This window comes from Streptomyces sp. NPDC046881, from assembly GCF_040645015.1.
Classification (GTDB): Bacteria; Actinomycetota; Actinomycetes; order Streptomycetales; family Streptomycetaceae; genus Streptomyces.
Map to the genome: position 1 here is coordinate 25,594 of NZ_JBEYXJ010000044.1, position 21,177 is coordinate 46,770.

The 21,177-nt window shown below is 72.6% G+C and carries 16 protein-coding genes and 1 pseudogene; 6 read left to right on the forward strand and 11 right to left on the reverse strand.

Annotated elements, in window-relative coordinates:
• Positions 1-11: 11 nt before the first annotated feature.
• Together ABZ923_RS21570 and ABZ923_RS21575 are read left to right on the forward strand one after the other, a co-directional pair.
• Positions 12-680, forward strand: a pseudogene (locus tag ABZ923_RS21570) (GH32 C-terminal domain-containing protein); the annotation flags it as partial.
• A 55-nt stretch (positions 681-735) separates the two neighbouring features.
• On the forward strand, positions 736-1,710 hold the full coding sequence (locus ABZ923_RS21575; protein WP_361474151.1) for a TauD/TfdA family dioxygenase: 975 nt from the start codon (positions 736-738) through the stop codon (positions 1,708-1,710).
• Between the two features lie 184 nt (positions 1,711-1,894).
• On the opposite strand, the gene ABZ923_RS21580 is transcribed toward ABZ923_RS21575, so the two are convergent.
• The 3 genes from ABZ923_RS21580 to ABZ923_RS21590 form a co-directional block, all read right to left on the reverse strand.
• Positions 1,895-2,926 carry an LLM class flavin-dependent oxidoreductase gene (locus ABZ923_RS21580; RefSeq protein ID WP_361474153.1) on the reverse strand — a complete coding sequence of 344 codons (1,032 nt, stop codon included), beginning with the start codon at positions 2,924-2,926 and terminating at the stop codon, positions 1,895-1,897.
• Positions 2,927-2,992: 66 nt separating this feature from the next.
• On the reverse strand, positions 2,993-4,495 hold the full coding sequence (locus tag ABZ923_RS21585; protein WP_361474156.1) for a metallophosphoesterase: 1,503 nt from the start codon (positions 4,493-4,495) through the stop codon (positions 2,993-2,995).
• A 151-nt stretch (positions 4,496-4,646) separates the two neighbouring features.
• A complete protein-coding gene (locus ABZ923_RS21590) occupies positions 4,647-5,462 on the reverse strand; it encodes an SAM-dependent methyltransferase (protein ID WP_361474159.1) in 816 nt (271 codons plus the stop codon).
• A 288-nt stretch (positions 5,463-5,750) separates the two neighbouring features.
• Here ABZ923_RS21590 and ABZ923_RS21595 point away from each other — a divergent pair, with 288 nt between their 5' ends.
• Positions 5,751-8,153: a M4 family metallopeptidase gene (locus tag ABZ923_RS21595; RefSeq protein ID WP_361474162.1), complete on the forward strand. Its 2,403-nt coding sequence runs from the start codon at positions 5,751-5,753 to the stop codon at positions 8,151-8,153.
• A gap of 59 nt (positions 8,154-8,212) precedes the next feature.
• Here the strand turns inward: ABZ923_RS21595 and ABZ923_RS21600 are convergent, their stop codons facing one another.
• The 5 genes from ABZ923_RS21600 to ABZ923_RS21620 all read right to left on the reverse strand — a co-directional run bounded on the left by ABZ923_RS21600 (position 8,213) and on the right by ABZ923_RS21620 (position 14,465).
• Positions 8,213-9,412: a glycoside hydrolase family 64 protein gene (locus tag ABZ923_RS21600; RefSeq protein ID WP_361474165.1), complete on the reverse strand. Its 1,200-nt coding sequence runs from the start codon at positions 9,410-9,412 to the stop codon at positions 8,213-8,215.
• 212 nt (positions 9,413-9,624) lie between these two features.
• Positions 9,625-10,380, reverse strand: a complete 756-nt coding sequence (locus ABZ923_RS21605; RefSeq protein ID WP_361474167.1) for a dienelactone hydrolase family protein — start codon at positions 10,378-10,380, stop codon at positions 9,625-9,627.
• Positions 10,381-10,658: 278 nt separating this feature from the next.
• Complete coding sequence (locus ABZ923_RS21610; protein WP_361474170.1) at positions 10,659-11,279, reverse strand: L-threonylcarbamoyladenylate synthase; 621 nt, start codon at positions 11,277-11,279, stop codon at positions 10,659-10,661.
• 595 nt (positions 11,280-11,874) lie between these two features.
• The gene (locus ABZ923_RS21615) at positions 11,875-13,107 is read right to left on the reverse strand and encodes a cytochrome P450 (RefSeq protein WP_361474173.1); all 1,233 of its coding nucleotides are present in this window, start codon (positions 13,105-13,107) and stop codon (positions 11,875-11,877) included.
• Between the two features lie 116 nt (positions 13,108-13,223).
• Positions 13,224-14,465 (reverse strand): serine hydrolase domain-containing protein, encoded by a 1,242-nt coding sequence (locus tag ABZ923_RS21620; protein WP_361474176.1) that lies wholly within the window; start codon positions 14,463-14,465, stop codon positions 13,224-13,226.
• 314 nt (positions 14,466-14,779) lie between these two features.
• On the opposite strand from ABZ923_RS21620, the gene ABZ923_RS21625 reads away from it, so the two are divergent.
• Positions 14,780-14,989, forward strand: a complete 210-nt coding sequence (locus ABZ923_RS21625) for a hypothetical protein (RefSeq protein ID WP_361474179.1) — start codon at positions 14,780-14,782, stop codon at positions 14,987-14,989.
• Positions 14,990-14,993: 4 nt separating this feature from the next.
• On the opposite strand, the gene ABZ923_RS21630 is transcribed toward ABZ923_RS21625, so the two are convergent.
• Positions 14,994-15,461, reverse strand: coding sequence for a hypothetical protein (locus ABZ923_RS21630; protein ID WP_361474182.1), 468 nt, complete (start codon positions 15,459-15,461; stop codon positions 14,994-14,996).
• Between the two features lie 339 nt (positions 15,462-15,800).
• Here ABZ923_RS21630 and ABZ923_RS21635 point away from each other — a divergent pair, with 339 nt between their 5' ends.
• Together ABZ923_RS21635 and ABZ923_RS21640 are read left to right on the forward strand one after the other, a co-directional pair.
• Positions 15,801-17,150 carry a transaminase gene (locus ABZ923_RS21635; protein ID WP_361474185.1) on the forward strand — a complete coding sequence of 450 codons (1,350 nt, stop codon included), beginning with the start codon at positions 15,801-15,803 and terminating at the stop codon, positions 17,148-17,150.
• A 38-nt stretch (positions 17,151-17,188) separates the two neighbouring features.
• Positions 17,189-17,629, forward strand: a complete 441-nt coding sequence (locus ABZ923_RS21640; RefSeq protein ID WP_361474232.1) for an Lrp/AsnC family transcriptional regulator — start codon at positions 17,189-17,191, stop codon at positions 17,627-17,629.
• 19 nt (positions 17,630-17,648) lie between these two features.
• Here ABZ923_RS21640 and ABZ923_RS21645 read toward each other — a convergent pair whose 3' ends face one another.
• Positions 17,649-18,755, reverse strand: a complete 1,107-nt coding sequence (locus tag ABZ923_RS21645; protein ID WP_361474188.1) for a PP2C family protein-serine/threonine phosphatase — start codon at positions 18,753-18,755, stop codon at positions 17,649-17,651.
• A 197-nt stretch (positions 18,756-18,952) separates the two neighbouring features.
• Positions 18,953-21,019 (reverse strand): SpoIIE family protein phosphatase, encoded by a 2,067-nt coding sequence (locus ABZ923_RS21650; RefSeq protein WP_361474191.1) that lies wholly within the window; start codon positions 21,017-21,019, stop codon positions 18,953-18,955.
• Positions 21,020-21,177 lie beyond the last annotated feature (158 nt).

The following is a 21,177-nucleotide window of genomic DNA, read 5'->3' on the forward strand; positions in this document are numbered from 1 at the left end:
GAGGGGACGCGGCCGTCACCTTCGAGAAGCGGGACGCGGCCGGCACCCCGGACCCCGCCGCGCGCCACGCCCTGGGCTGGCTGAACAACTGGGCCTACGCGCACACCACACCCACCATCGACTGCGACGGCTTCAACGGCACCGACTCGATCGTCCGCGAGATCACCCTGAAGAAGTCCGCCGCCGGCGGCTACTACCTCGCCTCGCGCCCGGTCGCCGCGCTCGACGCGTACGTCTCCCGCACCGTACGGCTCGGCGACCTGACGGTCGACGGCACCCGCCTGCTGGACCACACCGGCATCTCCTACGAGCTGACCACGGAGATCACCTGGTCCCACCTCACCGGCGCGGGCGTCCAGGTGCGCCGCTCCCCGGACGGCGGACGCCACATCGACGCCGGGGTCTACGCCGACTACGCCTTCCTCAACCGGCGCGGCACCGTCAACCCGGACACCGGCGGCGCCCGGCAGGAGAGCCGTACACCGTTCGACCCGTCGGCGGGCCGGGTCCGGCTGCGCATCCTGGTGGACCGCACCTCGGTCGAGATGTTCGTGGACGACGGCCGGTACGTGCACTCCGCCGCGGTGTTCCCGTACCTCGTCGACAACCGCCTGGCCCTGTTCGCCGTCGGCGGCCCGGCCGTGTTCCGGAACACGGTGATACGGGAGTTCGCCGTCTGAGGCCCGCGGGTGCCACGATCTTCCGGTAGCGGTACGGACGAGCACCGGAGGACGCATGAGGACCGACAGGGCGGCCGGGGACGGGACGGAGCGCGTCGTGGGCGTGGAGGTGACACCGGTCGCCGGGCACATCGGCGCGGAGATCACCGGCGTGGACCTCGCCGGGCCGCTGGAGGACGCGGTGGTGGCCCTGGTCCGGCAGGCCGTGCTGCGCCGGAAGGTGGTGTTCTTCCGGGGGCAGCGCCTGGACCACGCCGGGCATGTCGCCCTCGCCCGCCGCTTCGGCGAACCCGTGGTCCCGGGCCGGCGGGGCAGCGTCTCGCCGGCCGGCTTCCCCGAGGTGGAGACCACGGCGGATCGCCTGGAGCTGGGCGGCCGGTTCGGCATGGACCACGCGGAGTGGCTGGACCGGCGGCGGCACACCCTGCTGCGCGGCTGGCACTGCGACCACGGCGCCCGGATCGACCCGCCGGCCGCGACGATCCTGCGCGCCGAGACCGTCCCGCCCTACGGCGGCGACACCACCTGGGCCAACCTGGCCGCCGCCTACGCGGGACTGTCCGCCCCGGTCCGCGCCTTCGTGGACGGGCTGCGCGCCGAGCACCGGCTCGGTGTCGGCTACCAGCCCCGGTCCGGCGACGACGCGTACGTCCGCCATCTGCTGGACCATCAGGTGGCCTCGGTCCATCCGCTGGTGCGGGTGCACCCCGAGACGGGGGAGCGGGTGCTGTTCGTCAACGGCTACTACCTGGAGCGGATCACCGGCGTCTCCCGCCCGGAGAGCGCGGCCCTGCTGGAGATGCTGCTGGAGCAGGCCGTCCGCCCCGAGTACACCGTGCGCTTCCGCTGGGAGCCCGGCAGCGTCGCCTTCTGGGACAACCGGGCCACCATGCACCTGGCCCCGAGCGACCACGCGCACGTGGGTGCCCCGCGGATCATGCACCGGGTGATGCTCGCGGGGGAGGTGCCCGTCGGTGTGGACGGCAGGCCCTCCGAGGCGGTCGTGGGGACGGAGCCGGGACGCTGGTGACCGCCGGCGGGCGCCCGTGCGACGGCGGTACCGCTGCTGAGGAGGTGGCACTCGGCGGAGGCCGGCCTGTTCGGGCAGGAGAGGTGTCGCCCCGGGCGTCCGGCCGAACCACCGCGTTCCGCTGCGCCGGCACCGCGCCCGCCGTACCGGCCTGCCGGCGCGGGGGACGGGGCGAAGGCGGCGATCAGTCCGCCGCCGGCCGCCAGCCCAGCGCCGGACCCAGCTTCGTCGCCATGTCCGTCAGGATCTGGACGTAGTCCTCGTGACCGAAGGTGAACGGCAGCGCGAACGCCACCTCGTCCACCTCACGGAAGGCGGCGTGCGCGTGGAGCCGTGCGGCGATCTCCTCGGAGGTGCCGACCAGGTCCGGGGCGAACAGCAGGCGCCCCGGGCCCTGCGGGGAGGCCGTGCGGGGCAGGCGCTCGGCCGCGTACGCCGCGTACCTGGCGCGCTGCTCCGGGCTCGCGGAGTCGGTGGGGATCACCACCAGGCCCTGGGAGACGCGGGCCGCCTCGCCGTCGGGGTGGTGGGCCCGGAACTCCCGGATGTGGGACAGCTGGATCCCCGCGAAGTCCGGCGGCCCGTCGCCGTCCCCGGCCTTGACGACGCTGCTGGTCAGGAAATTCATGCCGTGCTCGCCGGCCCAGCGGGCCGAGCCGAGGCTGCCGCCGCCGTACCACAGCCGCCGGCCGAGCCCGGGGGAGTGCGGCTGGACGACGTCACTGAACACCTCGAAGCCCTCCACCCCGCTGAAGTCGGTGGCGGGCTCGCCGCGGACCAGGTCCAGCAGCCGCCGTACGCGCTCGTACCCGAAGTCCTCCGCGTCGGCGGTGTCCGGGTAGAGGGCGTCCTTGACCTGCGCGTAGTGCATCGGCGGGCCCACGCTGACGCCCGGGTTCAGGCGGCCGCCGGACAGGATGTCGACCGTCGCCAGGTCCTCGGCGAGCCGCAGCGGGTTCTCCCAGCCGAGCGGGATCACCGCCGTGCCCAGCTCGATCCGGCGGGTGCGCTGCGAGGCGGCGGCCAGGACGGCGACCGGGGACGAGATGCCGTACTGGAGATGCCGGTGGCGGACCCAGGCGCTGTCGAAGCCCAGCCGCTCGCCCAGCTCGATGATCTCCAGCGTGGACTCGTGTCCCCGGGCCGGGTCCGCCGCGTCGAACAGGCCGATGGTGAGGAAACCCAGTCTGCGCAGCGGGCGAGGGGTGGACGGCACGGCTCCTCCAGCGGTCGTACGTCGGCTCCGCCCCGATTCTCGCAGGTGAGTGTGACAACCGTGTGATCACTTCAGCGGGATGACGACCTCGTCCTCGACCGGCGGATCGAGTTCCTGCGCGCGGTTGCCGGTCGCGGCGAAACAGCGCAGCCGCACCGCGTCCGGGCCCACGTCCAGCCGCAGGAAGCACTTGAAGAACGGCGGGCTGTACGTGGTGGACGACGGCGAGAACAACCGGGTGTAGATCTTCCGCACGGGCAGCCGGAACCGGGCGGGACGGTCCGGGCGGCGGCCGGCCCCGAGCAGCCCCGCGACCAGGCGGACCCGGCGGGTGACCCGGGTGCCCGGGGCGGGCGCGCGGGTCGGCTCGATGCCGAGGCGTTCGGCGATCACGGCCGTCGCCTGCGCCTCGGTCAGGGTGAAGAAGCGGCGCAGCCGGAGCCGGCGGCCGTAGAGCCGGCTGTAGAAGGCGAGCGAGTCGCCGCGCAGCGGGTAGCAGCGGAACTCGCGTTCGGTGACGCCGCCGACCGACACCCGCGGGATGGTGTGCGTGGCGTGCGTGAACGCGCCGCCGCCGCCCGCGACGACGTACTGGACGGTGCGGCCGTCGACGTCGACCGGGTAGCGCTGGTAGTTGTGGATGTCGCCGCCGATCGCGGCCACGTAGTGGTGCTCGGGGGCCCGGACGATGTCGTCCACCGTGCCGCCCCCCTCGATGGGGCAGGGGTGGTACTCGCCGTCGACGTACAGCGGCGACCCGGTGACCAGGATCTTCGGCCGGGGACCCGTCGACACCTCCCGCAGCCAGGCGCCCTGTTCGGCGTCGACCGTGCCCAGCAGGCCGGTGTCGATCCCGACGATCCGCACCGGGCCCGCGTCGATCGCCCAGTACGGGCCGGGCTGTTCGGCCTGCTGCCCCGGCGCCGCGCGCAGCTTCCGTGCCTCCGCGAGCCGTCGTCCGTCGGTGGGGCGCGGCCGGTGCCACAGCAGGGAGCGCCACCAGGCGGCGGTGAGCGGACGCGGCCGGGGCTCCGGGTCGAGCGGCGGGGTGTCGGCGCAGAAGACGCGCATGAAGGCGCCGAGGTCCTCGTACCAGTCGTGGTTGCCCGGAATGGCGTAGATCGGCGCGGGATAGTCCTGGTAGGGACGGAAGAACTTGTCGCCGTAGTCGTCGGCGGCGCCGACGGGGTAGATGACGTCGCTGGCGATCACCGCGAAGTCGGTGCCCCGGCTCTCCTTCAGGAAGCCCGGGACGACGGCGTACTGGGAGTCGTCACCTTCGCCGGTGTCCCCTATCACCATGAAGGAGAACCGCTCCGGCACCTCCCGCCGGATCACCTTGTCGGCGGGCGCCCCCGTCGCCGCGCGCCGGGCCACCCAGCGGCTGCGGGTACGGCCGGTCGGGTCCCCGAACCAGGACGCCAGCACGCCGTTGCGGGCGGCCCACAGGATCCGGGGGTTCAGCCACGACAGCTTCTCGACGTGGCCGGGCATCAGCTGTTTGTAGGTGCCGGGTTCGGCCGCGCCCCAGCCGGCGCCCTGTGCGGTATCGCGTGAGGAGTCAGACACGCGGTGCACGGTAACAACGCGCCGGCCGGAAGCGGGCTGCCGGGGTCCGACCCAACGCACGTGCCGACCAGGAGGGTTCCCGCACCGGCGCCGAACGGCGGCGGTCCGCCGGGCGCCGGCGTGGGAGTGGTCACCGCTGTTCCCGCGGCGGTCACGGCTTCCGCGCCAGGCCCCCGTGCTCGGCGACGGTCTCGGGGGCGGGCGAACCGGGCTCCGGGCGCCACCGGGTGACCGGTACGACGCCGGGTTCGACGAGTTCCAGGCCGTCGAAGAACGAGGTGATCGCCTCGACGGTGCGCAGGTTGTACGGGACGGCACCGCTCTTGTTGTAGGTCTCCTGGGCCTGCTCGAAGACCGGGTCGATGCCGAGCGACCCGTCGTTGACGGCGAGGTAGCTGCCCGGCGGCAGCGCGCCCATGAGCCGGTCCACGATCGAGCGTGCCTGGTCGTGGTCGGCGACATGACCGAGGATGTTGCTCAGGATGAGCGCGGTGGGCCGGGTGAGGTCCAGCGTCTCGGCGGCGGCGGCGAGGATGCGGTCCGGGTCCCTCACATCGGCGTCGATGTAGGCGGTCGCGCCCTCGGCGGAGGAGTACAGCAGGGCCCGGGCGTGGGCGAGCACCATCGGGTCGTTGTCGACGTACACGATCCGCGCCTCGGGGGCGAGCCGCTGGGCCACCTCGTGGGTGTTCTCGGCGGTCGGCAGGCCGGTACCGATGTCCAGGAACTGCCGGATGCCCGCTTCCGAGACGAGGTACGCGATGCTGCGGCGCAGGAAGGCGCGACTGCCGCGGGCGATGGCGACGATGCCGGGGAAGACGGCGGTGTACGCGTCGCCCGCCTGCTCGTCGACCGGGTAGTTGTCCTTGCCGCCGAGCCAGTAGTTCCAGATACGGGCCGAGTGCGGCACGGACGTGTCGATCTTCTGGAGCGCGGCCTGCTCGGGCGTCGTGGCCGGATCGGTCATGAGTCGTGTCCTTCTTTCAGCCAGGGCGTGGAGTCAGCCACGGCCCAACCTATGCCGAACCCCCGCCTCCCACCTCCCTGTTCGGGTCCTCGGACCGATAGGGAAAACCCTCGATTGACCCGCCAGAACGTGACATGACTCGGTCAATGGTGTCATTCTCGCCGCACGCTGATCCACCCCACCGCAGCACGGATCACGGTCCCGCACAGCTCAGCTCACCCGGGCAGCAGACCCCTCTGCCCGTCTGTCACCGGCCGCCGACCGGCGGCCGCAGCAGGAGGAGTACGAGTGAGACCCCACAGACCCCTTCCCCACAAGCGAGCCACGGTCGCAGCCGCCCTGGTCTCCACCGCGGCCTTCCTCGCCGTCGGCCTCCAGGCCGTTCCGGCGACCGCCGCCCCGGCCGCGGCCCACCCCAGCCCGCTGCGCGCCGGCGGCCTGGAGGCCGAGCTCAGCCCGGCCCAGCACCAGGCGCTGATCAAGAGCGCCCGGCAGCAGACCGCCACGACCGCCCGCAGCCTCGGCCTCGGCACGCAGGAGAAGCTGGTCGTCAAGGACGTCGTCAAGGACAACGACGGCACCCTGCACACCCGGTACGAGCGCACCTACGCCGGGCTGCCCGTCCTCGGCGGCGACCTCGTCGTGCACACCCCGCCCGCCTCGCTGGCCAAGGGGACGGTGAGCACCACCTTCAACAACAAGCGCACGATCAAGGTGCGTTCCACCACCGCGACCGTCAGCAAGGCCGCCGCCGCGACCTCGGCCCTGAAGGCCGCGAAGTCCCTGCGCGCCGAGAAGCCCACCACCGACAGCGCCCGCAAGGTGATCTGGGCCGGCCACGGCACCCCGAAGCTCGCCTGGGAGACGGTGGTCGGCGGCCTCCAGGACGACGGCACGCCCAGCCAGTTGCACGTCGTCACCGACGCCACCACGGGCAAGGAGCTGTACCGGTTCCAGGCGGTCAAGACCGGCACCGGCAACACCCAGTACAGCGGCACCGTCACCCTCAACACCACGCTGTCGGGCTCGACGTACCAGCTGTACGACACCACGCGCGGCGGTCACAGGACGTACAGCCTCAACAAGGGCACCTCCGGCACCGGCACCCTGATGACCGACGCGGACGACGTCTGGGGCGACGGAACCGGCTCCAACACGCAGACCGCGGGCGCCGACGCCGCCTACGGCGCGCAGGAGACCTGGGACTTCTACAAGAACACCTTCGGCCGCAGCGGCATCCGCAACGACGGCGTCGCCGCCTACAGCCGCGTCCACTACAGCAGCGGCTACGTCAACGCCTTCTGGGACGACAGCTGCTTCTGCATGACCTACGGCGACGGCTCGGGCAACACCCACGCCCTGACCTCGCTGGACGTCGCCGGCCACGAGATGAGCCACGGCGTCACCTCCAACACCGCGGGACTGGAGTACAGCGGTGAGTCGGGCGGCCTGAACGAGGCGACCTCCGACATCTTCGGCACCGGTGTGGAGTTCTACGCGAACAACTCCAAGGACGTCGGCGACTACCTCATCGGCGAGAAGATCGACATCAACGGCGACGGCTCGCCGCTGCGGTACATGGACAAGCCCAGCAAGGACGGCGGCTCCGCCGACAGCTGGTACTCCGGCGTCGGCAACCTGGACGTGCACTACTCCTCGGGCCCCGCGAACCACATGTTCTACCTGCTGTCCGAGGGCAGCGGCACCAAGGTCGTCAACGGCGTGACCTACAACAGCCCGACCTCCGACGGCGTCGCCGTCACCGGCATCGGCCGCGACGCCGCGCTGAAGATCTGGTACAAGGCGCTGACGTCCTACATGACGTCCAGCACCGACTACGCCGGCGCCCGCACCGCCGCCCTGAACGCCGCGGCCGCGCTCTACGGCACCAACTCCACGCAGTACGCGGGCGTGGGCAACGCCTTCGCGGGCATCAACGTCGGCGGTCACATCAACCCGCCGAGCAGCGGGGTGACGGTCACCAACCCGGGCAGCCAGTCGTCCACCGTCGGCACCGCCGTGAGCCTGCAGATCCAGGCGAGCAGCACCAACAGCGGCGCCCTGACGTACAGCGCCTCCGGTCTGCCGGCCGGCCTGTCGATCAACAGCTCGACCGGTCTGATCACCGGCACGCCCACCACGGCGGGCACCTCCAGCACCATCGTCACGGTGAAGGACTCCACCGGCGCGACCGGCACCGCCACCTTCGGCTGGACGGTCAGCACGACCGGCGGCGGCTGCACCTCCACGCAGCTGCTGAGCAACCCCGGTTTCGAGTCGGGCGGCACCGGCTGGACCGCGACCAGCGGCGTCATCACCACCGACAGCGGCGAGGCGGCCCACGGCGGCTCGTACAAGGCCTGGCTGGACGGGTACGGCTCCTCGCACACCGACACGGTGTCCCAGTCGGTGACGATCCCGGCGGGCTGCAAGGCGACCCTGACCTTCTACCTGCACGTCGACACCGCCGAGACCACCACCAGCACCCAGTACGACAAGCTGACGGTGACCGCCGGTTCGAAGACCCTCGCCACCTACTCGAACCTCAACGCGGCCTCCGGCTACAGCCAGAAGACCTTCGACCTGTCCTCGCTGGCGGGCTCGACGGTCACGCTGAAGTTCAACGGCGTGGAGGACTCCTCGCTGCAGACCAGCTTCGTCGTGGACGACACGGCCCTGACGACCGGCTGAGCACTCGACAACGCCGCGGTCCCGCACCCCGTTTCCCCGGGGTGCGGGACCGTGCCGTGTCAGCTGAGCGGATCCAGCGTCAGGTACGCCTGCTGCGGTCCGCCGTCGTGCACCAGGGACTCCTGGTTGCCGACGTCGTCGAAGGCGAACGCGTACGCCTTCCCGTCGGCCATCTGCGCGTGGATCTTGCGCGCGTAGTGGTTGGTCACCGTGTCCTGGTAGAAGTTCGCCGTCGTGGTGTCCGGCTGGTTGGGGTTCACCAGGAGCGTCGACCGGTTGAAACCGGCGCACAGCGTACGGGAGATGGGCCCGCGGATGTTGTCGTTGGGCGCGTCCAGCAGCTTGTGGCAGCCGAAGATGCTCGCCGCGTCCGGCTTCTGGAAGCTGGTGACGACCGCACCGGAGGTGTTCGTGAAGTTCATGACGTTCCCGGAGACCCGGCCGTAGTACTTCGTGTTCGGCTGGTCCGCGAACGGCGTGACGGTCAGCGTGGAGGTCGTGTACTTCTGCCAGACCCGGTTGACGTAGTCGTCCATCACGTTCGCCGGCAGCGCGCCGGTCTCCACCCCGTACAGCGGGGACAGCGCGCGCAGCACGGTGCCGTCGGAGCGGGTCTGGATCAGGCCGGACCAGCCGCCCGGCTGTCCGCGCAGCGCGTTGAAGAAACCGGTCCAGCCACCCGACTTCAGGTGCCCGGTGCTGCTCACACTGCCGTCGGCCCGTTGCACCCCCACCGCGTACGGCGCCGAGAACATGTCCACCTGGGTGCTGTTGAGCCACAGCCCGGAGCCGTTGAGCGTGTACTCCGACCAGTTGAAGAGGATGTTCCGGTTGGGGTCGGAGGGGTTCTGCACGGCCGGCTGGACCAGTCCGCCGGTGGTGAGTCTGAAGTCCAGCTTCTGGCCGTAGGAGAAGTAGATCCGGCCGGAGAACTTCGGGATGCGGATCGTCTTGGACTGGCCGGCGGCCGGACCGGGTATCGCCGCGTCCGGCGCGGGCGTCGGCGGGTTGCCGCCCGCCGGCCACGCGTGGAAGACGCCGTTCGCGTCGGCCCAGCCCTGGCGTCCCGAGGACAGCTGGGTGCCGAGGTCGTAGACGTAGACGGGCTCGGAACGGCCCGAATTGTTGGTGATCTTCAGGGGAATGGTGTCGGGGACGGCGGCCTCGGCGTGGTCCGGCGCGCCGAGGGCGAGCAGCCCGCCGAGCAGCGCCGTGGCGGCGGTAAGGGGCAGCGCCCGGCGATTGAGCCTGTGCGGCACTCTCCACCTCCGTGTGGGGTCGGGGTCGTACGGAATTGGTCCGTACCTGTTTTGAGAGCGCTCTCAGATTCCGGCCGGGGCGAGTTCATGTCAATGACATGGACAGGAAATGTCGGCGGCGGGAGGGGCGTGGGCGGGAAAGGCGTGGGCGGGAAGGGGCGGGCACGGGCCTGGCCCGGCGCGCACCGTCGGGCGGGCGCCGGGGACCGGTGTCAGAAGGTGCGCTCCAGCAGGTCCAGCAGCGCGGCCCAGTGCCGCTCGGCGGCCTCCGGGTGGTAGGCGGGGGTGTCCGCCTGGGTGTAGCCGTGCGCGGCCCCGGCGTACACCTCGCAGGTGTGCCGTACGCCCGCTGCGGTCAGGGCCTCCTCGAAGCGCGCGATCTGCTCCGGGGGCAGCGACGGGTCCTCGTCGGCGTGCCCGAAGTACAGCTCCGCGGTGATGTTGCGGGCCTCCAGGTGCGGGCTGTCCAGGTCGTCGGTGGCCAGACCCCCGCCGTGGAAGCCGGCCGCCGCCGCGACCCGGTCCGGGTGGGCGCCCGCGGTCCACAGGACGAGCCGGGCGCCCATGCAGTAGCCGGTCAGCGCCACCGGGCCGTCGGCCGTGAGCGGGCTGTCGGCGAGCCACCGCAGATAGGCGTCCGAGTCCCGCTTGACCAGGTCCGGGGTCAGGGCGGCCAGGATCGGGCCGATCCGCTCCCAGATGGTCGGGTCGGCGCCCGGGTCGATGAACTCGGGCAGCTCCACGACCGGCGCCCGGCCCTGGCGGTAGAAGACGTTCGGCACCAGCACCGTGTAACCGGCGCCGGCGAGCCGGTCGGCCATCGCCCGCAGGTGCGGGCGCAGGCCGTAGGCGTCCTGGTAGAGCAGCACGGCCGGACGGGGGCGGCCGTCGGCCGGGTGGGCGAGGTAGGCGTCGGCGACGCCGTCCTCGGTGGGGATGTCGACGGCGGTCGCCTGGACATCGGTCATCGCGAGAAGGCCCTCCCTCGGGGATGGGCGGCGGGCGGCGGATGCCTGCCCGGCGCCGCGGCTACGGCCATGCTGCCACGCGCCCCGCGGGCGACCGCACCCGGCATCCGGCCTGGTCACCGAAGAGGCCGGGGTTTCCGGCGTCCTGTCCGCCGGTCCGGGGCGGCCGGTGTTCCCGGCGTCCCGGTTGCCGCCCGGAGTGGCCGCGGTGGCCCGTCTGCTACCGGGGGTCGGTCGGTGGCCCGTTTGCTACCGGGGTCGGCCGGTGTCCCGGCCGTTCACTCGAAGCGGTCGGTGTCCCCCGCGCCCCGCCGGACGATCTCCGCCTCGCCGCCGGAGAAGTCGACCACCGTCGTCGGCTCGGTGCCGCAGTCCCCGGAGTCGACCACCGCGTCCACCACGTGGTCGAGCCGGTCCTTGATCTCCCAGCCCTGGGTCATCGGCTCGTCCTCGTCCGGCAGCAGCAGCGTGCTCGACACCAGCGGCTCGCCCAGCTCCTCGAGGAGCGCCTGGGTGACCACGTGGTCGGGGATGCGCACGCCCACGGTCTTCTTCTTCGGGTGCTGGAGCATGCGCGGCACCTCCCGGGTGGCCGGCAGGATGAAGGTGTAGCTGCCCGGCGTCGACGCCTTCACGGCCCGGAACACGTCGTTGTCCACCCGGACGAACTGGCCGAGCTGCGCGAAGTCCCGGCACATCAGCGTGAAGTGGTGCCGGTCGTCCAGCCGGCGGATGGAGCGGATCCGGTCCATGCCGTCCCGGCTGCCCAGCCGGCAGCCGAGCGCGTAGCAGGAGTCGGTCGGGTATGCGATGAGCGCGCCCGAACGGACCGCGTCGGCGATCTGGCCGATGCTGCGCGGCTGCGGGTTGTCGGGGTGCACGTCGAAGTACTTCGCCATCCGCCGAGCTTATGCCGTCCGAAGCGGCGAGGCGCGCAGCGGCAGCCCCCGCCCGGGATACCTATGACCTCCTACCTGTTTGACATGGTGCTCAGGCGGGCGTGCGCACCCTGCCGTTGAGTCTCGCCTCGCTCGTCGCCTCCCCGCTCGGCGCCGCCCTCGGCACCTCCGTGCTGGTCTCCGTCATCGGCGCCCGCGTCGGCGCCACCCTGCGCACCGAGCCTCTGCCTCCTGGGCGCGGCGCTCGCGGCGGCGGGGCCGCGGGGAGGGGCGACAGCCGAGACGGAGTGAGGGGAGTGCGGGGCGTGCCGACCGGGTTGGCTGAAAATAAGCACTGACCCGCCTGGTCATGCCCCTTGTCACACCCCCCTGGCCAGGCATTACCCGTCCCGTCGCGCTATCTGCCGCCGTCGCTCGAATCGGCTTGATTTCTCCGGTGTACGGCCCGGATTCCCGGGCATCCGACCTCTGAGCCGCCCAGGGCACTCCCCCCGCCCCGGGCGCGGCGTCTCCGCCGGCGGCCGATCCCCCCCCCGGCCGCCGGCGGAGCCTTCTCCGCCGGCACCTGCCTCCACGGCCCGGACCGGGACGGACCTCAGCCCTCCAGCCGTACCGGGATCTCCTGCCAGCCATGGGCGATGAACGACGGCACGTGGCGCAGTTCGCCGGCCGGGACGGCCAGCCGCATCGCCGGGAAGCGGGAGAACAGGGCGGGCAGCGCGGTCAGTGCCTCCAGGCGGGCCAGCGGAGCGCCGACGCAGCGGTGCACGCCGATACCGAACGCCAGATGGTCCTCGGCCGCCCGGGCCGCGTCGAAGACGGCCGCGTCGGGACCGTAGTGCGCCGGGTCCAGGCCCGCGGCGGCGTACGTCGTGATGATCGCGTCCCCCGCCGGGATCGTCACGCCCCCCACCGTCAGCTCCGTCACCGCGAACCGCAGCGGCAGCGCGGCGATGGACGGATACACCCGCAGCGTCTCCTCGACCACCGCCTCCCAGCCCACCGCTCCCGCGCGCACCGCCGCCAGTTGCTCCGGGCCGGTGAGCAGCGCGACCGCGGCGTTGCCGATGAGGTTGACGGTGGTCTCGAACCCCGCGCCGACCACCAGCAGCAGGGTGTGCAGCAACTCCTCGTCCGAGAGCCGGTCGCCGTCCTCGTCCCGCACCCGGATCAGCTCCGTGGTGATGTCGTCGCCGGGGTGCGCCCGCCGGTGCTCGATCAGCGCCCCCAGCACCGTGCCGATCCGCTCGTGCACCGATGCCGCGAACTCGGGGCCCGGGTCGGAGGTGTCCATGACGTCGGCGATGAGACGGGCCGCACCGGGCCGTAACTCCTCCGGCACACCCAGGAGTTCGCAGATCATCCGCATCGGCAGGGGATGCGCGAACCCGGAACGCAGATCGACCGTGCGGCCCCCGGCTCCCTCGGTCTCCAGCGCGGCCAGCAACTCGGCCGTCAGGGCGGCCACGCGGGGGCGCATCGCCTCGGTGCGCCGGCGGGTGAAGCTCGGCGCCACCAGCTTGCGCAGCCGGGTGTGGTCGGCGCCGTAGGTGGAGAGCATGTTGACGACGCCCACCCAGTTCGCCATCCAGTGCCAGGACGGGTGCCGGTCCACCTCCGGCCACAGCCGCCAGTGCAGACGCGCGTCCTTGCTGACGCGGGGGTCGAGGATCAGCTCCCGGAGGGCGTCGTAACCCGTGGGCGCCCAGGCGGGGATGCCGCCGGGCAGTGCCACGGGGACGACGGGGCCGAGAGCGCGCAGCCGGGCGGCCTCGGCCACGAGGTCGGAGCCGAAGGGGTCCAGGGCGGTACGAACGGTGACGGTCACGACGGTCTCCAGACGGTCGGCCTCTCGCGAGTCGGTCCCCGTCCAGTACACCGCGTCAGCGGCCGTGTGCACCCCGTGCGGGCCCGAACCGCCCGAAAACTGGCCGAATCGGCACCTCACCTGGCCGCCGGCTCGGCCGGCAGGTCGAACACGTGCCGGGGGGAGATGATGCGGGTGATCGCCTGGCCGAACAGCGTGCTGGGTTCCTGGCCGTCGTGGTCGATGTCGGTGTTCAGGACCACCACGAGGGTCGTCCGCGTCGCCGGGAGGTAGACGGTCAGCGACTCGTAGCCGGGCAGCGAGCCGTTGTGGCCGATCCAGCCGTGCACGTCGAAGATGCCCAGCCCGTACCCGACACCCGGGATCGGCGTCGCCGGCGTGATGAGGCGCTGCCGCTGCGCGGCGCGGCTGATCAGCCGCTTGCCGTCGGGCAGTTCGCCGGTCGCCACCGTGGGCGCCCAGACGCGCAGATCGTCCAGGGTGGAGTACATCGCCCCGGCCGCCCAGCCCCAGGACGGGTTCCACCCGGCGGTCTCGGCGACCTTGCCGTTCGCCGTCTGGTCGGTGTAGCCCTGTGCGTGCGGGCGGGGGAACCGGCTGCCGCTCGGCAGGGACGTGTCCCTCATGCCGGCCGGGTCGAGGATGTGCTCACGGAGGTAGTCCCCGAGCCGCTGACCGCTCTTCTTCTCCACGACCAGACCGAGCAGGATCAGGTTGGTGTTGCAGTAGGAGAACTTCCGGCCGGGCTGGAACAGCACCGGGTGCCGGAAGGAGTAGGCGAGCAGCTGCTGCGGGGTGAAGGGGCGCCGGGGGTCGGAGGTGAGCGCCTTGAAGAAGTCGTCGTCCTCGGAGTAGTTGAACAGCCCGCTGCGCATGCCGGCCAGCTGGCGCAGGGTGATCCTGTGTCCGTTCGGTACGTCGTCGACGTACTTGTCGATCGTGTCGTCGAGGCCGACCTTCCCCTGGTCCACCAGTTGCAGCAGCGCCGTCACGGTGAACGTCTTGGTCTCGCTGCCGATGCGCGTGTACAGGTCCGGGGTCATCCTCCGGCCGGACGCCTTGTCGGCGACGCCGAACGAACGGACGTAACCGGGCTGTCCCGGCGTCCAGATGCCGACGGTCACGCCCGGCACGTTCGCCTCGCGCATCACCCGCCGCACGGACGCGTCGAGTTGGCGTGCCACGTCGGTCGAGAGGCGGTGGACGTCCGGCTCCGACGGCGACGGACCGGGCGGGCCGGCGGCGAACGCGGCCGGTGCGGCGGCCGGTGCCGCTCCCGCCGCGACCGGCGCGAGCAGCGTGCCGGCCAGTACGGCGACCATCGCCCCCCGGCGCAGGCGTGCGGACGTAGGCGACATGGCTGACTCCAAGCACGTGAGAGGCGACCGTGCGCGGGGCGGACGTCGGAGCCCGGACCTTGCCCGCAGGAGCGTTCCGGCAGGCCTTCGAGCAGGCCCTTTCCGGCAGGACCTTCCCAGCATAGGAGCGGGACGCACCCGGCGCGCGGCGGCCGGAGGGCACCGACCGGGGCCGGCGCCACAGGGCCGTCCTCCGAGCGGAGCGACATGCTTGTCCGACAGGCGGAACGCCTCGTTCGGGCGATGGCCTCACCCGACTCGGTGAGCGGGCGGTGCGGGGCGTACCGGTCGCGGGTCCCGGACGTTGCCCCGGCATGAACCGCTTGGACTGGATGGACCGGATGGAGCGCCTCGACCGGATGCGCGGGCTGCACCGGGTGGACCGCACCCGGGAGCCGATCTACGCCGGGCTCGTCGCTGAGTGGCGGGCGCAGGGGCGGACCGTCCCGGCGGAGCCCGACGGGCTGTGGTCCGTCCTCTCCGGCCTCCCCGTCGACGCCCGGCGCGAGCCCGGGCACCTCTGACCGGCTACCGCCCGCACAGCGGCGCGAGCACCGCCAGCGTGCCGTTGGCCTGCTGCAACGCGTCCTCCAGCGGGCCGGGCGCATGGAGCGTGCCGGCGCCGTCGGGCGGGACGAGCCACTCCAGGGAGCGGGCGGGCCGGTACGGCGGCGGTACGGCGACCCAGGAGCCCTTGGTCGCGTAGCGCAGCCCGGCGCCCACCCAGCCCCCCGACGGGTCCGGCGGCAGGAAGAAGCCGACCCGGCCCGCCGCCGTGTCCACCAGTGTCGGCCCCGGCACCGGCAGCGCCGGCCGCCACAGCAGGTCCAGGGTGAGCAGTCCCAGCCGCTCGGGGACGCTCAGCACGTCCCAGAATCGGCCCGCCTCCAGCAACGCGAAGCCGTCGCCGTGGTCCCATTCCCATTTGCAGGCGCGCGGGTCGGCCGACGCCGCCGCCAGCCACTCCACGCCCCGCATCCACATCGTGTTCGTCATGCACAGCTCCGGGTGTCACTCGTTCGCCTGCCCGAGCGCAGGGAACGGCCGTGACCGGGCACTTCGCGCTTCCGCACGCCAACCCGGCATATGCATCGTTGTAGATATTTCTACCTGGCGGAAGGGGTGGCGAACCCTGGCGTTTAAGCCGGGACGTTCGAACTCCGCGTACCGGTTCGTCAGTTGAGGGAAGGCGCGCGTCACCCGTCCGTGGCCGATCACCACGAGGACGCTCGATTCCGCTGTTCAGACAATCGAATCGAGCGCGAGGTATTGCTGACGTCCACTTTTCCGCCGTAGTCTCACGACATCCCGTCGCCATCCCCGTCGAGGTGTCTCATGGACCGCACGCGTCTGCACGCCCTCCTCGCCCGCGAGAGCGCCGAGGCCGAACGCCGGAACCCGCGCTCCCGGGCGGCCTACGCACGCGCCGAGCACCTCTTCGGCCGGGTGCCGATGACCTGGATGAACAAGACCGCCGGCGGCTTCCCGCGCTACCTGGCCGAGGCCCGCGGCGCCCGCGTCACCGACGTCGACGGCCACACGTACATCGACTTCTGCCTCGGCGACACGGGCGCGATGGCCGGCCACTCGCCCGCGCCCGTCACGGAGGCGGTCCACCGGCGGTACGCCGAACTGGGCGGGGCCACCGCCATGCTGCCCACCGAGGACGCCGAGTGGGTCGGCGCCGAACTGACCCGCCGGTTCGGGCAGGCACGCTGGAGCTTCTCGCTCACCGCGACCGACGCCAACCGCTGGGCGATCCGGCTCGCCCGCGCCGTCACCGGACGGCCGAAGATCCTGGTCAACAGCTACTGCTACCACGGCAGCGTGGACGAGTCGCTCATCGTCACCGGCCCCGACGGCTCCGGGCTGCCCCGCCCCGGCAACGTCGGCGCACCCTGCGACGTGACGCTGACCAGCAGGGTCGCCGAGTTCAACGACCTCGCCGGCCTGGAGCGGGAGCTGGCCCACGGTGACGTCGCCGCCGTGCTGATGGAGCCCGCCCTCACCAACATCGGCATCGTGCTGCCCGAACCCGGCTACCTCACGGGCGTCCGCGAACTGACCAGGCAGTACGGCACCCTGCTCATCAACGACGAGACGCACACCTTCTCCGCCGGCCCCGGCGGCTGCACCGGCGCCTGGGACCTGGCACCCGACCTGCTCACCATCGGCAAGGCGATCGGCGGCGGCATCCCGGCCGGCGCCTACGGGCTCTCCGCCGAACTCGCCGAGCGGCTGCTGGCCCGCGGTGACCTGGACCTCGTCGACATGGGCGGCGTCGGCGGCACCCTCGCCGGCAACGCCCTGTCCGTCGCGGCCACCCGGGCCACCCTCGAACACGTGCTGACCGACGAGGCGTTCGCCCGGATGGGCACCCTCGCCGAGCGCTTCGAGGCGGGCGTCCTGGCCGGCATCCGGGCGCACGGGCTGCCCTGGTCGGTCAGCCGGCTCGGAGCCCGCACCGAGTACCGTTTCACCTCCCCGGCCCCGCGCACCGGCACCGAGTCCGCGGCGGCCTCCGACCCGGAGCTGGAGGACTTCCTGCACCTCTACCTCGCCAACCGGGGCATCCTGCTCACCCCGTTCCACAACATGGCGCTGATGTGCCCGGACACCACCGAGCGGGACGTCGACACCCACACCGAGGTGTTCGCCGCCGCCCTCGCCGAACTGGCCGGCTGAGAACCGGCCGGGGGAAGGAACCGCGAGACGTGAAGGACATGGACGACATCGACCGGGCCATCCTGCGCGAGCTGCAGACCGACGGCCGTATCGCCTACGCCGACCTCGGACCCAGGGTCGGACTGTCGGCCTCGGCGGCCCGGCAGCGCCTGCAGCGCCTGCTGGACTCCAAGGCGGTGCAGGTGGTCGGTGTCACCGACCCGATGGCCATGGGCGGACAGGCCATGGCGCTGCTCGGCATCGGCGTCGACGGCGACCCGCGGGCCGTCGCCGACACCCTCGCCGAACGCCCCGAGGTCGTCTACTCGGTGCTCACCTCGGGCGGCTTCGACCTCTTCGCCGAGGTGGTCGCTCCCGGCCCCAAGGCGCTGCTCGACTTCGTCAACGACGTGGTCCGTCCCATCGAGGGCGTCCGCGAGATCCGCTCCTTCCCGTACTTCGGCATCCACACCCACCGCTTCCTGTGGGACGTGGGCTGACCGGCGGGCGGGGGCCGGGTCAGCGGGCCGGTGGTTCGGGCGCCAGCACCAGGATGGTCGCGTCGTCGCGGACCGCGTAGTGCCGCCGCAGCAGGTCCGCCCACACCGCGGCGGGCAGCTCGGCGGACGGGATGCGGGCCAGGGCGGCCAGCCGCTCCGGCAGCGGATAGAAGGCGCCGGCGGCGTCCCGCGCCTCCCACACGCCGTCGGAGGCCAGGAAGATCCGGTCGCCCGGACCGAGCGGCACGGTGACCTCCTTCGGCCGGTCGACGTCGAGGAGCCCGATGCCCAGCGGCGGACCGGGCGCGGCGCTCACCTCCCGCGCCCGGTCCCCGTGCAGCAGCACCGGCGCGGGATGGCCGCAGGCCACCACCCGCACCGCGGTCGAACCGGCGGCGAACTCCAGCAGCAGGGCCGTCGCGAACAGCTCCGCGTGCCGTACGTCCGCCGAGTCCACCGCGAGCCGGCGGTCCAGCCGGGCCGCCACCGACTCCAGGTCGGGCTGGTCCAGCGCCGCCTCCCGGAACGCGCCCAGCAGCGACACCACCGTCGCGACCGCCGACAGCCCGTGCCCCTGCACGTCCCCCATCACCGCGCGCACCCCGTGCGGCCCGTGCCGCACGTCGAAGAAGTCGCCGCCCACCAGCGTCCCGTCCTGCGCGGCCCGGTAGAAGGCCGCGCAGCCGACCCGCCCGACCCGCTCCGGCAGCGGCGGCAGCACGGCTCGCTGCACCGCCTCGCCGATCGCCCGTTCGGTGTTCAGCTGGGCGTCCCGGTGGCTGCGCACGTAGGACACGAACACGCTCAGCGCGGCCACGAACACGATGGTGAGCAGATCGGTGTCGCCGGGGCGGTTCAGATGCGTGGCCGGCACGTTCAGCACCACGACCACGCCCACCCCCAGCGCACCGGTCGCCGCCGGACCGTACGACAGGACCGCCAGCGGCGGGATGGCCCCCAGCAGGAAACCGAGATCGCGCGCCTGGGGCGTGACCAGCGTCGCCGAGCCGACGGCCACGAGCAGCAGCACCGGCAGCACCCGTACCCACCACGGCGGTGGCGCGCCCCGCAGCCAGCCGCGATCCTCCAGGTGCCCGCGCGACGCCCAGCCGCGCACCGATGCCACATCCCCAAGCTACGCCGCCGACGGAACGCTCCGCGCGCAGGGCGAAGTACCAGGGCCGGGCCGGCCGACTCGGCGCGGCCCGTCGTCACGCTCTGCTCAAGGGGAAGCGGTCGTCCCGCGGTCGGTCCCGCGCGCAGCGTGTGGCCGACGCACGGGCTTCCGGCGTCCTGGTCGTGCCGGCCGAGACGGTCGGGTGTCTACAGGGCCCGGGCCACGAGCAGGGCGACGTCGTCGTGGTCGTCGGGGTGCCTCAGGCCGTACAGCAGGAGGTCGCAGGTCTCCTCCAGGGGCCGCTCGGGCGCGTCGAGGAAGCCGAGCATGGTGTGCAACCGGTCGTCGATCGAGTGCTGCCGGGTCTCGACGAGGCCGTCGGTGTAGAGCACGAGCAGGTCGCCGGGCCCCAGCTCGGCCGTGGTGGTCTCGAACCGGATGCCGCCGACGCCCAGCGGCGCACCGGAGGGCAGGTCGAGCAGGACCGCGGCCTCGCCGGTGCGGGCCAGCGCGGGCGGCATGTGTCCCGCGTTGGCCATGCGGCACTGTCGGGTGTGCGGGTCGAACACGGCGTAGAGACAGGTCACGATGTAGTGCTCCAGATCGCAGGTGATCTTGTCCAGGTGCTGCAGCACCTCGCCCGGATCCAGGTCCAGATCCGCATAGGCGCAGGTGGCGGTGCGCAGCCGGCCCATCGTGGCGGCGGCGTCGATGCCGTTGCCCATGACGTCCCCGACGACCAGGGCGGTCTTCTCACCGGTCAGGGGGATGACGTCGTACCAGTCGCCGCCCACCTCGCTGGTGGCCTGCGCCGGCTGGTACCGAGAGGCCAGCTGCAGGCCGGTGTGGTGCGGCGGATGGTCGGGGAGCAGGCTGCGCTGGAGGGTCAGGGCGGTGTTGCGCACGCTCTGGAACCAGCGGGCGTTGTCGATGGCGATGGCGGCACGGCTCGCCAGCTCACCGGCCAGGACGACGTCGTCCTCGTCGAACGGGGCCGGATTGCGGGTGCGTTTGAGGTCGAGGGCGCCCAGCACCTCGCCGTGGGCGGTCAGCGGTACGGCGAGGTACGAGTGGACACCGGAGCGCTCGAGCAGCTCGGCGGCCTCGGCGTCCCGGGCGATCCGCCGCAGATCGTTCTTGCCGACGTGCCGCACCAGGACCGGGCGGCCCGTGTGCACGCACAGCGTGACCAGGCGGTCCCCGTCGTAGGAGGCGAGGTCGCCGGGGGCGTCGGCGGCGCGCAGCGCCACGGTGGGGTGGGCCGCCCTCAGGGCAAGGGCGCGGAACAGCTCCGGCCCGTTGTCCGGCTCGCGCACGCGGCGGCAGGCCAGAGCGGAGTCGAGTATGTCCACCGCGACCACGTCGGCGAGTTCACCGGCGGCGATCTCGGCCAGCTCGGCGGCGGTCTGCTCCACCTCCAGGCTGGTGCCGACGCGGGTGGAGGCGTGGGCGATCAGGGCCAGCCGGCGCCGGGCCCGGTCCGCCTCGGCCGCCGCGCGGTGCCGTTCGGTGACGTCGACGACCGACATGGCGGCGCCGAGGACCCGCCCGCTGGGGTCCTCCAGGCGGTAGAACGACAGGGACCAGGCGTGCTCGTGCTCGGGGTCCGAGCGGGGCCGGCCCACGTGGTACTGGTCGAGCAGCGGGGTGCCGGTGGTGAGCACCTGGCGCAGCGCGGACTCGACGGTGTCGACATCGGGGAAGGGCAGGGTCTCGCGCAGCCGGCGACCGAGGTGGTCCTCGGCGGGGATGCCGTCGATCCGCTCCAGCGCCGGGTTGACCAGCAGGTACCGCAGCTCGGGGTCCATGAGGGCGAGACCGATCGGGGACTGGTTGATCAGCCGCTCGCACAGGGCGAGGTCGGTCTCGACGCGCTGGAGCAGGCTGTGGTCGGCGGCGAGGCCGAGGGCGTAGACGTCCCCGAGGTCGTCGAGCAGCCGCATGTTGCGGAACTCCATCACGCGCGTGCTGCCGTCCTTGTGCCGGATGGGGAACGCGCCGGCCCAGCTCCGGCCCGTCTCCATGACATCCGCGAACAGCTTGACGACCGATTGCAGGTGCTCGGGATGGATGATCAGACGCGCCGCCGGGCTGCCGAGCGCCTCGCTCGCGGAGTAACCGAACAGATCCTCGGCCTGCGGCGTCCAGAACACGATGCGCCCGTCGGTGTCGAGGACCAGCGCGGCCACGCTGAGCACGTCCAGCAGGCTGGTCCGCCGGGGCGGATCGGACTCGTACGGATCACCGTCGGGCGGGAAGGATTCGGCTGTCATCCCTGAGCCTCCTGTACCGGCCGGCGGCACGCGCCGGCCACCGCACCGCCACCGGTCGTAGCGCGGCGAGCCCGGCCCGGGTCCGGTTCCTTCCATGCTCCCTCCGGTCCTGCGCGAGGGCGACACAGCGCTGCGCCCCCCATCCGGACCGTGCCCGA

Coding starts and splice junctions, on each gene's coding strand:
- ABZ923_RS21620 (WP_361474176.1), bottom strand. CDS start 14,465: ATGTCGCCTACGTCCGCACGCCTGCGCCGGGGGGCGATGGTCGCCGTA.
- ABZ923_RS21650 (WP_361474191.1), bottom strand. CDS start 21,019: ATGACAGCCGAATCCTTCCCGCCCGACGGTGATCCGTACGAGTCCGAT.
- ABZ923_RS21635 (WP_361474185.1), top strand. CDS start 15,801: ATGGACCGCACGCGTCTGCACGCCCTCCTCGCCCGCGAGAGCGCCGAG.
- ABZ923_RS21590 (WP_361474159.1), bottom strand. CDS start 5,462: ATGACCGATCCGGCCACGACGCCCGAGCAGGCCGCGCTCCAGAAGATC.
- ABZ923_RS21625 (WP_361474179.1), top strand. CDS start 14,780: ATGAACCGCTTGGACTGGATGGACCGGATGGAGCGCCTCGACCGGATG.
- ABZ923_RS21610 (WP_361474170.1), bottom strand. CDS start 11,279: ATGGCGAAGTACTTCGACGTGCACCCCGACAACCCGCAGCCGCGCAGC.
- ABZ923_RS21605 (WP_361474167.1), bottom strand. CDS start 10,380: ATGACCGATGTCCAGGCGACCGCCGTCGACATCCCCACCGAGGACGGC.
- ABZ923_RS21575 (WP_361474151.1), top strand. CDS start 736: ATGAGGACCGACAGGGCGGCCGGGGACGGGACGGAGCGCGTCGTGGGC.
- ABZ923_RS21630 (WP_361474182.1), bottom strand. CDS start 15,461: ATGACGAACACGATGTGGATGCGGGGCGTGGAGTGGCTGGCGGCGGCG.
- ABZ923_RS21640 (WP_361474232.1), top strand. CDS start 17,189: ATGGACGACATCGACCGGGCCATCCTGCGCGAGCTGCAGACCGACGGC.